Raw genomic sequence first — 15,140 nt, 5'->3', positions numbered from 1 at the left:
CGCTTGGTACTTATACCGTCAGTATCCCTTGGTAATCACACTAGTACACATTATTCAATGTCTTTAATATCCCAATGAACTGGTCACGGTCGCATTGTTCTATTTTGCTGAGAATGTGTTGATTCACTTGGTTAGCTATCTCAGTCAATGGCTTCTCAAGCTTGCGGCCTTTTTCGGTTAGAAATATTCTAAAGATCCTTCGATTATCCGGATCTGTCCTGCGTTCAACGAGTTGGCTTGACTCTAACTTATCTAATATCCGAGTCGTGGTGTAGTGATTAGTCTGACACGCATTGGTCAGCTCTGTCTGAGTTTGCCCTTCCTGCTCCCATAAGAGTAATAAAGTAGGCCAGTAAGCTAATTTGAGATCAAATGCCCTCAGCTGTTCATCTAGCATCGATGACATGGTATTGCTAAGCACCGCGATGTGCCATCCGAGGCTATCATTTTTAGAAAACTTATCCAATTTTGTATTCTCTTAATCACTGTAAAAACATAACTCGAAGCATTGAGCTATCACTGTGACAAGACTAGCACAAAAATAGCAATTGAAAATATCGCTAATGCAACATTTGCAATTGCAACTGTTTGTGATATTTTATGGTTGATTTTTAAACAGGAGTTCTTCGGCAATTAACATAGTTAAAGGAGTAAGTAAGCTTGAATACAAAGAAAATGATACATAAAGGCGCGGCGACAGTTGCTCTTATCACTATCCTATGTTTCATCAGCGGAACTGTTTATGCGGAGATTATCGGTAATGAACCTTTAATTGCTGAAGTGAAAAGTTGGATTGTATATCCAGGGTTACTGCTTTTTCTGCCATGTATGTTACTGACAGTAGGCTCTGGAGTAACCATGGCGAAAGGGAGTGATAACCAGTACGTCAGTGCAAAGGCTAAGCGTATGCCATTAATTGGCGTAAACGGAATTTTTATTTTGCTCCCGAGTGCTATCTATCTGAATTACCTTGCTCAAGCTGGTAACTTTGGCTGGAGTTTTATAGTTATCCAAAGTGTTGAAGTTATCTTTGGGACTATCAATGTCGTACTTATCCTACTTAATATGAGAGATGGGTTTCGAGTAAGCAGACAAAGACAACTAGTTAAGCATATTTAGCTTAGCTATATGAGAATTAACCTGTGGAACTCTGATAAGGAAGTAAGCGAGAAATCTCGCTTACAGAATAAACAACTCTAACAGGGACAAAAGCTAGCTAGCCTTTAGCTTATCGAAACTAACTTCGATATTCGCGTTACCATCGGGTGAGGTAAATGGCATGATAATCTTGGGACCATCACACAGGTGAGTGATGGTATGCCCTGGGCCAGAAACAACAATTGGTGTGGCCATATCAAACTCATAGCCCTTTTCACCGAGGAGATTTTTAGCGCCACCAGTAACCATGTTGGTGATTTCACCCACCATGTCAGTTACATCTTCATTAATACCATCAGGTCTTTCACCCAACATACGTTCCATAATCGCAAGCGCAAGGTCTTTTTCGAAAGTAATGGAAAATGATCCCTTGGTTTGTGGTCCCACCATGCCGATAAGTCCAGAGACGTCCCCTTGCGCTACTTCACCTTGCTTCACCTTGGGTTTTCCCGGTGTCAGCTCAGTTTGCGCCATTGTCGCTAATACATTGATTAACGATGATAAAAAAGGGTTGATGAACTCTACATTCATATTGGGTATCCCTTATTCCTACTTTGATTATTACTGACTTATAAGTGTAGTGGCTTTTTGTTTTGCTGCACTCACTCTTTACATTTTTCGCATCGTCCATGTGCTTCAATCGTTTGCTCTGAGACTGAAAAACCTAGCTCTGCTGCCAAGTTATTCAGTTCGTGTGACAGCGTATTGGAATGTAGTTCTTGAACATTACCGCAACTATCACAGATAAGCAGCTGAACAGGGTGGATATGGTCGAAATGATGACACAACATAAATGCGTTAGTACTTTCGATTTTATGGATAAACCCTAACTCAGCGAGAAAGTCTAATGCTCTGTAAACGGTTGCAGGTTTTGCAGCGGATTCGGTTAATTTAAGCTCTTCTAATAGGTCATAAGCGCCAACACCGGTATGCTTTGATGCTAACAGGCGAAAAACTTTTTCTCTTATCGGTGTAAAGCGTGCGCCTTTGTTGTCGCACACTTGCTTCGCTTTGCTGACAAGTAATTCTACATTCATTGTTATGGTCCCTACATTGCACTGCAATACTAACATATTATTTTTATAAGTCTTGGGTTTGCTGGAATTTAACTGCTTTCAAGATGGTGAGGCAGTTACTTAGTGCAAGCCAAGTGATGTTAACTGAAGTCTTATGAATAAAGGCAAAAGTCGATAGTTTGGTCTAAACGATGTATTTGTGTTGTTGAGCGCAAAGTCATTGCTGCTTAATAACTAACCCGAATATAGTGATGTTAAGAATATGATAAATCGGGGAACCCACGTGAACAAAAAAACTCTGAGACAAGTCATTTATGCAGCGAGCATTGTCATCAGCCTACCTAGCATTGCATACGATAGAATTACAGGACATAACTTTGCGAGTCGCTCAGAAGTTATTGCCAGTAATGGTATGGCTGCAACCTCTCAGCCACTGGCAACTCAGGTCGCTTTGGATATATTGAAACAAGGCGGTACAGCAGTAGATGCTGCAATTGCTGCCAATGCGATGTTAGGTCTGGTTGAGCCTACGGGATGTGGTATTGGAGGTGATCTGTTTGCTATCGTTTGGGATGCAAGCAGCAAGCAATTATATGGCTTAAACGCTTCGGGTCGCTCACCACAAAGTCTCAGCTTTGACACCCTCGTAAGTAAAGGCAATCGCATCGACAGCTATGGTCCGTTACCGGTATCAGTTCCGGGAGCCGTTGATGGTTGGTTCGAACTACATCAAAAATTTGGCAAGTTACCCATGCCGACACTATTAAAGCCGAGTATTGAGTATGCAGAACAAGGCTTTCCAGTTAGTGAACTGATCGCGTATTACCTACAACGTTCTGTCGAGGCGCGAGCTCAATACGAGGGCTTCAAGGAAGTATTTATGCCTAGCGGTGCGATGCCAAAAAAAGGAGAAATATTTAAAAACCCGGCATTAGCAAAAACATATAAATTAATCGCAGCTCAAGGTCGTGACGCATTTTACAAAGGTGAAATCGCAAAAGAAATTGACCGTTACATGAAGAAAAATGGTGGGTACCTAAGCTATGAAGACCTTGCTAATCATCGCAGTGAGTGGGTTGAGCCGGTCGGAGTGGATTATAGAGGATATACGTTGTGGGAGCTGCCACCCAATGGTCAAGGCATTGCTGCGCAACAGATCCTAAACATATTAGAGGGCTACGATCTCACAGCGATGGGGTTTGGCAGTCCAGAATATATCCATACATTTATCGAAGCCAAGAAATTGGCTTTTGCTGATCGGGCTAAATACTACGCAGATCCTGATTTTGCAGACATTCCGGTAGAGAAGTTAGTTTCAAAGCAATATGCCGCCCAAAGGCGCAAACTGATTGATACAAATAAAGCGGCAAAGCTTGATCAAGCAGGTCCAGTTGAAGGAGATACCATTTATCTCACCACTGCAGATCAGTACGGCAATATGGTCTCGTTGATACAGAGTAATTATCGCGGCATGGGGTCTGGGATGACGCCTGAAAAATTGGGCTTTGTGTTACAAAACAGAGGAGAGTTATTCTCCTTAGAAAAGGGGCATTACAATGCTTATGCTCCAGGTAAACGGCCATTTCATACGATTATTCCGGCATTTGTCACCAAAGATGGCAAGCCTTGGATGAGTTTTGGGGTGATGGGCGGCGCGACCCAACCACAAATGCATGCTCAAATCTTGATAAATATGATTGATTTTGGAATGAATCTACAAGAAGCTGGAGATGCACCAAGGATTTTACATACTGGATCGAGTCAGCCTACGGGGGAGAAAATGCTCGATGGCGGCTATGTCAGCCTAGAAAGCGGCTTCCCAATGGAAACGCGTCGTGAGTTAATAAAAAAAGGACATGTACTTAGAGATGCGGTCGGGCCATATGGTGGATATCAAGCAATCTTAAAAGATTTAAAAACGGGTGTGTACTTTGGTGCATCAGAAACGCGAAAAGACGGTCATGCCGCCGGTTATTAGTAGCGTCTGTTTTTTATCATTTTAGTGTGAGCCTGCAATGTGAGCAGGCTTATGTATGCCACACCGTATTAATTACAGCCAGTTGTAATGCCATGTAATAAAAAATATTAATCCCCTTATTTGCAATAAATGGTTGTTGAGATTTATTTTATTCGCATTATTTTAACCAAGCTTATGTCACTAGTAGAACCGTGAATGTATCAGTACGAATCTTTCCTGATTTTTTATCTAGCACAGATATAATGTTATTATTTTCAATGTGTTGGTTTTTTGTGCTGGGTTTTTCTTCTTCTTTGCTTATCACGCTCACTGAACCTGCAATAGGTTTACCTTTGCGGTTGTTTTAACCACGTCTATTCTTTGTGCCCAAAAGTATACTAAGTCACCTATGTTCCTTGTAGTTGTACTAACTTCAATATTATTTATGAATATTGTGTTAAATGGGCTTTGTTTTGTATCAGTTGTTAACTTTCTGGTTTATTTATCGTTTTTTTGTGCTAGCATTTCTTCAAAGCGTTTGTGAAAAAAGAGTGAACGCCTTAGGTATCGTTATTAGTAGTTCAGCAGTCGTGCCTTACCGCGCTAATGATAGTATTTGTCTTAGCGTTATTTTTTGCACTATCTTGCTTGGTTGCTGGTAGTTACTGGAAATTAGTTGTTAAAAGCTTAACTTTCATAAAGTTAAAGTGTTTTATGATTGCCCGCAAATACCCACCATCGACACAAGGATAGGTTTTAAAAAACAAAAAGGTGTAGTTGATTAGTTCAGCTTGTAGTTTCAGCATTTAGTCAGCCTTTAATTTTTTATTCATCACAACGACCCATACTGACATTTTCTTTTCTTTGAGATATGCGGTTGGTTTGTTGTGTTTGTTGTAAATAAGTAATTGATGATTACCGTCAATCGCATTGGTCAAAAACGCAGAAACTCAGCTTAAAGCGAGCGAAAACATGCCTAATTTGTTAATTGCTGATCTTATGCTCGGACAGTTTTCAAACCATGAACAGCATGGGGTTTTGGATGTTTATCTCGCGGCTTATTCTGTGTTTTGGCTATGTAACTTCCCAAATTTTTTGATGGGTATGGCATGAAAACAGACTTAGTCTCCATTTTGATTTCGCACGCTCAAACACGCGGTGATAGCACCGTATATCAATATTTTTTCGATGAAAAGCTTCCTAGTAAAACACTAACATTTGCTCAACTTGACAGGCATGCAAGGATCATTGCGCACAAACTGAGCGAGTCGTTTCAGCAAGGCGACCGTGCACTGCTGCTTTATAACTCTGGTTTTGAGTTCGTCGAAGCATTTTTTGCCTGCCTTTATGCGGGCATCATTGCGGTGCCTATTTATCCGCCTAAAAAGAATCAAAATACTGACCGTCTGCGTGCCATCATTCAAGATGCGGGTGCCAAAGGTGCGTTAACAACAGCAAAAATCAATGAAATTGCTAGGCCACTGTTTGAAGCTGAAGAAACGCTTCAAAACGTTGCTATTTTTGAAACAGATGTCATTGCAGATCAAGGTCATGAAAGCTTGGCTTGGGATGACATCCACATCGAACCTGAATCTTTAGCATTTTTGCAATACACATCAGGCTCTACGGGCAATCCCAAAGGTGTGATGGTTAGCCATGCCAATATCATGGATAACGAAGAAATGATGAAAGTGGCATTCGGTCACGCCGAAGGCAGCCAAATTGTAAGTTGGTTACCTCATTTTCATGATATGGGACTGATTTTCGGCATCTTACATCCTGTGTATCTTGGCGGCCAAGCCGCATTGATGAATCCAACCTATTTTCTACAAAAGCCATACCGTTGGTTGAAACTGCTTAGTGACACCAAAGCCACGACTTCCAGTGCTCCCAATTTTGCTTATGATCTTTGTGTTGACACGATTAAAGATGAAGAGCTTGCAACGCTCGATTTATCCCACTGGCGATCGGCATTGAATGGTGCAGAGCCTGTACGTGCCAGTACTTTGGAGCGCTTCTATCAAAAATTCAAAGCGTGTGGGTTGAACCGCAAAAGCATTTCGCCTTGTTATGGTATGGCGGAAACCACTTTATTTGCGACAGGTGGAGCATTATCTGATACCACCAGTGTGCTTAGACTTGACCCAATTGCAATGCAAAAAGGATTGGCGATACCCGTTGACGATTTCGATAGTGATTCTTTTTTTGCACTCGATTTAGCCGACGCTGAGCAGCCTTACTATGCGGTTTCATCGGGAAAAACTTGGCATGGTCATACCATTGCAGTTGTTAATCCTGACAACCTTCAGCGCTGTGATGATGATCAGGTTGGTGAGATTTGGGTAAAAGGCGCTAGTGTTGCAAAAGGTTATTGGGCCCGTGAAGAGGCGACAGCGCAAACCTTTCAGGCATTTATTGCTGATGAAAATGATGGGCCTTATTTAAGAACAGGTGATCTAGGCTTTTTACATAACCAGCACGTGTATGTGACTGGACGCTGTAAAGATGTGATGATTTTCCGTGGCAAAAATTACTATCCTCAGGATATCGAACTGACGGCTTACGAAGCCCATGATGCTATGGATAACAATGGTGGTGCAGCATTTGCGGTGACTATCAATGGAGAAGAGCGTTTGGTGTTGGTACAGCAGGTCAAGCGAACCAGCGTCAGAAAATTAAATGCCGACGAGGTGTTTAGCCAAGTCACACAAGCGATAGTCGGACAATATGGCATTGTTCCCCACGAGATTCTGTTAATTAAACCTGGACGAATACTCAAAACATCCAGTGGTAAAATCCAGCGCCAAGAGAATAAACGCTGGTACCTTGAAAACAAATTTGATGTGCTCGCACGTTCTATTCCCGTCACAATGGCAGAATCGAAGTTAGGATCTCTTTCCAAGCATCAGCATTCCAAACTTATCGAATTGTTGCAACAAACCATAGCGCAAGAAATTGATAAACCAGCGGATTCTCTAGATGTAGATGCCTCGTTTTTATCGCTTGGTGTGGATTCCATGAAGGCTGTTCGTATCGCCGGGGAATTAATGGAGTTACATGAACTCGACCTTGAACCGACCGTGCTATATGAACATCCTTCTATCTCGCAACTTGCACAGCATTTGAGTCAGTTTGAATCGGTACAAATGTTACTTGGCAAGGCTGCACCATCATCCTCGAGTGACGAGCTAGCAGCTAACCCGGCAGTATCATTAAAGGATGATGAAAAGCAAGGTATTGCCATTATTGGTATGGCGTGCCGTTATCCTCAGGCCAGTAATCTCGAGCAATACTGGCAGTTACTGTTGAGTAAAGGCGATGGCATTGCCAGCCCATCATCTACAAGGTTGAACTTAGGACCGTTAGATCCGAATCGGTTGGGCGGATACTTAGATGATATCGAAATGTTTGATGAGGCAGTCTTTGCCATTAGCCCAAGTGAAGCGAAACACCTCGATCCACAGCATCGGTTGTTATTACAAACCAGCTTTCATGCAATACAAAACGCGGGATACATGCCGGATGCATTGGCTGGAAGTGACATCGGTGTGTATGTCGGTATTTCGCAAAATGACTACTTTTTGTTATCCCAGCAAACCGAACCAAGCAACGCCTATTTAGGTACAGGTACTGCGTTGAGTGTTGCTGCGAACCGAATTTCTTACACCTTCAATTTCACCGGTCCCAGTGTTGCAGTTGACACTGCGTGCTCGTCATCTTTAGTGGCATTGCATCAAGCCAGACTTGCACTAAACAGTGGAGAAATATCGCAAGCTTTGGTGGCTGGCGTTAACCTGATTTTGACCGACGATGTCAGTGCAGCTTGCGAAAAAGCCCAGATGTTAGCTGCTGATGGACATTGTAAAACGTTTTCCAATGCTGCCGATGGTTATGTTCGCAGTGAAGGTGTTGGTGTGGTGTTACTTAAGCCACTGTCACAGGCTATTCAAGATAACGATCATATTTATGGTGTGCTAAAGGGCAGTGCGACCAATCAAGACGGTCGTAGCAACGGCATTACTGCCCCCAATGGCGGCGCGCAGCAAAAAGTAATTCGTGCAGCTTTAGATAATGCGGCGCTACCAGCTCATGCTGTGCAGTATGTCGAAACTCACGGTACCGGTACAGAATTGGGCGATCCCATTGAAGTGTCGGCATTGGCTAAAGTGTATGGCGAAGGGCGGGTAGCTGAGCAGCCTTTGCTGTTGGGCGCGGCGAAAGCCAACATTGGTCATCTGGAGTCAGGTGCTGGAATAGCTGGACTGATCAAAGCGTGCTTATGTTTGCATCACCAGAGGATACCAGCACAGCGCTACAGCGAGTCGTTAAATAGCCATATTCCGTGGCATAAATTACCCGTATCTGTCGTCAAAGAAGAAACTCCTTGGCTGCCACAAAATGGCGCTGCAAAAGTCGCAGCAATAAGCTCGTTTGGATTTGGTGGTACTAATGCCCATGTGATCTGCACTCAAGCGCCAACCCGTCGGAGCGAGCAAATTGATATTCATCAGCAAGTTGGTATCTATGTGTTGCCGCTTAGCGCGAAATCAGAATCGGCACTGAAAACGCTAGCTAGGCAATACCATCAACAATTAACCGAGGCATCACCGATTCAGTTTGACGCATTGGTTTGTCAAACCGCGTTACAACCAGCAATGAAAGGTTTGCGAACTAGTTTTGCCGGCAGCAGTCGCGCTGCTTTGTTGGATGCGCTGCAATCCAGTGAGTTGCAGCTTCCTCAAAGCGCAAGAAAAAATGGCAAAGTTGTCATGTTGTTTACCGGGCAAGGTGCTCAGTATTTCTCTATGGGACGTGCACTCTATGAGTCACAGCCTGTGTTTCGTGCAGCGATTGATGAATGTGATAGTTTATTGTATGAGCACTTAAACGCTTCGCTCGTCGCGGTACTGTATCAAGATCGTAGTCAGAGTATGCTGCAACAAACTCAGTGGACGCAAGTTTGTTTGTTTGCCATTGAGTATGCTCAAGCCAAATTATGGTTGAGTTTAGGCATTGAGCCAGAAATTTTAGTCAGTCACAGTGTGGGTGAATATGCCGCGGCCTGTATTGCAGATGTGTTCTCACTCAGTGATGCCTTAAAGTTACTTGCTGCTCGAGGTTTACTCATGGCTGAGTTGGCCACTCAAGGAGCCATGATGTCCGCACGTTTATCGGAGACAGAAGCGCAACAATGGATAAATCCATATAGAGATAAAGTTGTTATCTCAGGGTTTCATGGTGAAGCGGGAGTCATATTTTCTGGTGAGCCACAAGCGTTATCAGACTTGAGCACGCAATTAACTGCAAAGCAGATAGAGCATCGTACGTTACATACAGCATGCGCATTTCATTCGCCGCAAATGACGCCAATGCTCGATGCGTTTAGTAAAGTGGCACAGCAAATTGAGTTTCATCCGCCGCGCATTGCATTTATCTCTTCAAGAACCGGTAAGTTGGCTGATGTGGAGTTGGCTACGGCAGATTACTGGGTGCAGCAAATCATTGAGCCAGTCAGATTTGGCTGGGTGATCAATACTTTACAAACGACAAGCGACAGTTTTTGTGCTCTTGAACTGGGGCCTAAACCTGTTCTTAGTGCTTTAATTCAAGCCAATAATACGCGCACAGAAGATCGATTTACGCATGTATTGAATCATCAGGGGGATGATCTACAACGCTTTGCTGAAGCGTGTGGTTGCTTGTTTGAATACGGAGTGACTCCTGATTGGAAAATGCTTTATGGTGAGCCGTCGTTTATTAAAGTCCCGTTACCAGCTTATCCATTTGACAAACATCCGCATTGGATCACGGGAGCAACGGCCGAGGTAGAGACTATTGCGCGACAATCTAGTGTAGCTGTAGATCGCGATGATGCTATCAGACAATACGTTTTAAACACGCTGGCTCGATTATTATCAACACCAGTATCGGCAATCGAAACCGATCTCCCATTACTTGAAATGGGCGTTGATTCACTCATGATTATGCAAGCTGTGCGGATTTACGAGAAAGAGTTTGGGTTAGAGTTTAGTGTTCGACAATTTTACGAAGAGCTCAAGACGGTAGATAAGCTTGTTGAATATATTCAAGTACATAGCAACTATCAAAGCGTTGATGCATCAATTAGCGAATTGAAACCTCCCAAACAGCCTGAAGAGAATCAGCTTGGCGCAGATGGCACTCCATTGCACTCAACACTGTTGGCAATCTGCCAAGCGCAGCTTGATGCTGCATTACAGGTCAGTTCAAGTCACGCTCAACAGAGTGTACAAGCGGTAACTGCACAGCAATTACAGCTATTTAATCAGTTGGATAAGGGACTACAGTTACCCGTTGCTCGGTCAACACCGGTTGCAAAAGTGGCTCAATTAGCCTCGCCTGTGAATACTGCATCTAGTCTGTTACCGGGATTTCAAGTAAAGCAAACCCAAGCTTCTCAGGTGCAAAATAGCCGTTATTTGAGTGAGTTAAGTGAACAGTATTGCCACAAGACTGCAAAATCTAAGCAACTAGTTGCTGAGCATCGAGCGCATCTGGCGGATTGTCGAGCTTCAGCTGGTTTTCGGTTATCTACTAAAGAACTACTATATCCGGTGTTTTCTAAACGATGTGAAGGCGCCAGCGTATGGGATATTGATGGTAATGAGTACATCGACATCACCATGGATTTTGGGGTAAACCTGTTTGGTCACAAGCCCGAATTTGTGCATCAGGCATTACAGCAGCAATTAGATGCTGGGCTGCAGCTCGGTCTGGCTAGTCCTTTAGCATGTGAAGTGGCTGAGCTGGTCTGCGAGTTGACGGGATTGCAGCGAGCGAGCTTTTGTAACTCTGGCACCGAGGCAGTAATGACTGCAATTCGGTTGGCTAGAACGGTGACTAAGCGGGATAAAATCGTACAGTTTACCGGGGCCTATCATGGCCATTACGACGGAACGTTAGCATCATTGTCGCCGCTGGACGAAGGTGTTGAGCCGATGTGTTCAGGGGTGCGCCAAGGTGCTGTCAGTGATAACTTGGTACTTACCTATGGGGATTCTGACTCATTAGAAACCATTCGTCAGCATGGAGCAGATATTGCGGCTGTAATTGTTGAGCCGGTACAAAGCCGTCATCCAGAATTACAGCCATGGGCCTTTTTACGTGAATTACGCGCATTGACAGAGTCATTAGGTATTGCGCTGATCTTTGATGAAATGATCACGGGCTTTAGGGCGCATCCGGGTGGAGTGCAAGGGATGCTGGGCATTCAAGCCGACCTGGCAACTTATGGTAAAATCGTCGGTGGCGGGTTACCGATAGGAGTCGTAGCAGGTAGTGCCCAGTTTATGGATGCACTCGATGGCGGACAATGGCAATACGGTGATGATTCATATCCTCAGGTTGATACCACCTTTTTTGCTGGAACTTTTTGTAAACATCCTTTAGTGATGGCAAGTGCCAAAGCGGTGCTGAGTGAAATAAAGCGCCAAGGACCAGAGCTACAACAAGCCATCAGCGACAAAACTACATACTTAAAAGACACGTTAAATCAGTTCTTTAGCACACAAGCTATCCCCATTCGTATTGAGGCATTTGCGTCACTATTTCGCTTCACGTTTTCACAAAATCTAGACGTGTTTTTCTACGAGATGCTGAACCGTGGTGTGTTTATTTGGGAAGGTCGTAATTGCTTCTTATCGGCGGCGCATACCGACGCTGACGTCGAAGCAGTGATCCAGGCCGTGAAAGACAGCGCTTTGAGTTTGCAAGCAGCGGGATATTTTGGCGAAATCAAACTTTCACCCGTGGCGCTGAGCACCAGCCAGCAACAATTATTAGCTTTGGCGTTACGCAATGACGAAGGAGCGTTTGCCTATCAATTACAAGTTGCGGTGAAGTTAGTGGGTGAACTGGATGTCGATAGGTTGCAGCAAGCAGTGCAGCAAGTTGCACAGTATCAGCCACTGATCACGACTGGCGTTGATATTGAGCAGTTGTGCTTACGTCCAGCTTCAGGACAAGTGTGTTTTACGATAAATGCCGCCGCTCAAGATGAGCTTGGTGTGGTCGAGCAACTCATTGCATTGCGTTATCAGCAGTTTGATTTTAACCACGATAGTCTATGTCGTTTTGCGCTGTTAAGTGATGATAACCAAGGGCACTATTTTTCAATTGTGGCGCATCATGTGCTATTTGATGGCATGTCGTTGCAGCAGCTACTGGCTGCGGTAGCCAACGCTTATAACCAGCCTGTTGGTGCAGGTGTGCAAGCAAAGGTGCAATTTCAAGATTATCTGGCGGGATTGCAGCGCTACCAGCAAAGTGCTCAATTTGCTGAGGACGTCGAATACTGGCAACGGCGACTGGCAGCCAACACCGCGTTGACATTGCCAAGTAAAGTTGCAGAGCAGCATAACACCTCATTGCATGTTGAACAGTTGGTGGCGACCTTATCCTTGCCACAAATCAACAAGATCAGTGCGTTAAGCAAAGCTGTTGGAGTTGGCAATTATGCCACCATGCTGAGCATCTATTTGCTTTGGCTTCACAAGTTGTCACAGCAGTCGGTGGTATCAGTTGGTTGCCCAGTGTCAGATCGGCAGATATTGGCAACTGATTTTGATCCAGAAATTTTAGACCGAGAGTTGTTAGGTTATTGCACCAATATTTTACCTATTTTGGTGGACTTTAGCCAAATTGAAGACCTTTCAGGTTTACTTAAAATGGTGCAATCTCAGTTATTAGATGGCTTTGAACATCAGCACTATCCGTTTGCTGAGCTCACCCATAGCGAATTGGTCATGCCAACCTGCTTGTTCAATTTAGATAAGGTCAACGAATTACCTCAATTGAATGGCCTTTCTCTGGAACCAGTAAATAGTCCCACTCAATACGGTCAGTTTGAATTAAGCTGTAATGTCGTTGCTTTGCAATCGCAGTGGAAAATTGAATTAGAATTTAATTGCGATAAGTTTGATAGAGAATTGGCTGACAATTATCTACAAGCATTGTTGGGCTTATTCGAGCAGTTGGATGCGACGACACGAATAGATTCCAAAGCCTGTGCATTGGTTAGCCAAACGCACCTGCGCAACGCGCTTTATGACCCATTTGCAGAAGCAGAGTCGAAAGGCGTCGACAACAGTTTTATTGAACTGTTTCAAGACCAGCTAAATACATATGCCGAAGCACCCGCGGTGATTTTTGACGAGCAGCAGTTGAGTTATCAAGAGCTAAATTACCGAGCTAACCGCCTTGCACGTTATTTGCAACGCAACCATCAAATCGGCGAAGGCAGTTTGGTCGCTATCGCCTTGCCTAGACGAATAGAACTGCTGGTTGCTTTACTGGCGATACACAAATGTGGTGCTGCGTTTTTACCCCTCGACCTGACGTTCCCGAGCGAGCGTTTAGAGTACATTTTGACGGACGCCGATGTCGCCTTAGTGCTGGTGGATGAACAAAGTGTCGACGCACCGCTCATGCAAAGTCATCAATTTGTTTATGTTGATATTGATGACCAAGCGCAAGCGATTCGTGAACAAAGTGACACCGATTTAGCACTCACAGTGAAGTCTCAGCAACTTGCCTATGTGATTTACACTTCTGGGTCTACAGGAACTCCTAAAGGCGTGGAAATAAGCCAAGGAGCGCTGGTGAACTTACTCACGGCAATGCAGCAATCTCCAGGGATTCGCTCAGTTGACACCTTGCTGTGTGTCACCACAATTGCCTTTGATATCGCATTATTAGAGCTCTTTGCTCCACTGCTTGCTGGAGCCAAAGTGGTACTCGCCAGTGAAGCTGCTTGCAGTGATACCTCAGCGATGGTCGAGCTTATAAAATCACAAAAAGTCACCATAATGCAGGCAACTCCGACCTTATGGCGATTACTGATGGCAACCGACCCTCAGTGTGTTGAAGGAGTAACGGTTCTATGTGGTGGCGAGCCATTGGAACCAGCTCTAGCGGGAGCGTTGCTCAAGCACGCAGACGCCCTTTGGAACATGTATGGACCAACCGAAACGACTATTTGGTCTTCAATCGCAAAAATTACAGCGCCACAGAACATCAGTATTGGTCAAGCGATTGCTAAAACAGCACTGTATGTGATGCCTGAAAACAGTAAAGATTTTGATTTACCGTTGCCAGATGGTGTTTGGGGGGAGTTGTGGATTGCAGGGCAGGGACTAGCGAAAGGATATTTGAATAAACCGGAGTTGACCCAGCAGCGATTTATTACGCATCGCTTTGACCAACAGCATCGTCAGCGTGTGTACAAAACCGGAGACAAAGCAAGGCGGCTCCCTAATGGTCACTTTGAAGTGATAGGGCGGTTTGATCAACAGGTGAAGTTGCATGGGCACCGTATTGAACTGCAAGACATCAATGTCCATTTGCAGCAGGTGTTAAAGGTAGATACGGTTCGTACCCTAGTTAAGCCGGTTGCTGATCAAGGCCTTGCACTGTGCGCTTACTGTGTCGATGATGGCAAATTGTCACAGCAATTTACTCTCGCTGCGATCCGCCAAGTACTGCAAACTAAATTACCCAGTTACATGCTGCCAGAATACTTATGTTGGTTGCCAGCGTGGCCAACCACAGCCAATGGGAAACTGGATGTTAACGCGTTACCAGAACCTCAAGTAACGCAGAGCAGCAATGAGAGGGGGCGTCAGGCACAAACCCAAACAGAGCTGCAAATCTCAGTACTTATGCTGGAGTTGTTACCGATTAATGTAATGAGGGCAGAGCAAAGCTTTTTTGATGTAGGTGGCAATTCGGTATTGGCGATGCAGCTGGTATCGAGGTTAAACAAAAGCTTTGCGGTGAAGCTCACGGTTGCGGATATTTTTGACTATCCCACAATCGCCAGCCTGGCTGATCGTATCGATTCGTTGTTACAAGCGCGCGCAGCATCCGGACAGCAGCGCGAGGTTGAACTGACCAAAATCAGTCAAATTTCTAGTGGCCGAGACATTAGTGATGCCTTGGGAGACGAGTCAATGACGGAGATGGATCTGTAG

The 15,140-nt window shown here is 44.5% G+C and carries 6 protein-coding genes; 3 read left to right on the top strand and 3 right to left on the bottom strand.

Annotated elements, in window-relative coordinates:
- Nucleotides 1-40: 40 nt before the first annotated feature.
- Complete coding sequence (locus ACSLBF_RS15630) at nucleotides 41-466, bottom strand: MarR family winged helix-turn-helix transcriptional regulator (protein ID WP_440054282.1); 426 nt, start codon at nucleotides 464-466, stop codon at nucleotides 41-43.
- Between the two features lie 194 nt (nucleotides 467-660).
- On the opposite strand from ACSLBF_RS15630, the gene ACSLBF_RS15625 reads away from it, so the two are divergent.
- Entirely contained in the window at nucleotides 661-1,119 is a 459-nt protein-coding gene (locus tag ACSLBF_RS15625) for a hypothetical protein (RefSeq protein WP_440054281.1), read from the top strand.
- 93 nt (nucleotides 1,120-1,212) lie between these two features.
- Here ACSLBF_RS15625 and ACSLBF_RS15620 read toward each other — a convergent pair whose 3' ends face one another.
- The gene (locus tag ACSLBF_RS15620; RefSeq protein ID WP_440054280.1) at nucleotides 1,213-1,689 is read right to left on the bottom strand and encodes a chemotaxis protein CheX; all 477 of its coding nucleotides are present in this window, start codon (nucleotides 1,687-1,689) and stop codon (nucleotides 1,213-1,215) included.
- A 71-nt stretch (nucleotides 1,690-1,760) separates the two neighbouring features.
- The gene (locus ACSLBF_RS15615; RefSeq protein ID WP_440054279.1) at nucleotides 1,761-2,195 is read right to left on the bottom strand and encodes a transcriptional repressor; all 435 of its coding nucleotides are present in this window, start codon (nucleotides 2,193-2,195) and stop codon (nucleotides 1,761-1,763) included.
- A gap of 262 nt (nucleotides 2,196-2,457) precedes the next feature.
- Here ACSLBF_RS15615 and ggt point away from each other — a divergent pair, with 262 nt between their 5' ends.
- Nucleotides 2,458-4,152 carry a gamma-glutamyltransferase gene (gene ggt / locus ACSLBF_RS15610; RefSeq protein ID WP_440054278.1) on the top strand — a complete coding sequence of 565 codons (1,695 nt, stop codon included), beginning with the start codon at nucleotides 2,458-2,460 and terminating at the stop codon, nucleotides 4,150-4,152.
- A gap of 1,088 nt (nucleotides 4,153-5,240) precedes the next feature.
- Entirely contained in the window at nucleotides 5,241-15,140 is a 9,900-nt protein-coding gene (locus tag ACSLBF_RS15605) for an amino acid adenylation domain-containing protein (protein WP_440054277.1), read from the top strand.

It is taken from the genome of Pseudoalteromonas sp. T1lg65, assembly GCF_051930985.1.
GTDB lineage: Bacteria > Pseudomonadota > Gammaproteobacteria > Enterobacterales > Alteromonadaceae > Pseudoalteromonas.
The sequence above is the reverse complement of the archived record's forward strand: the minus strand, read 5'-3'. Positions and strand labels throughout refer to the sequence as shown.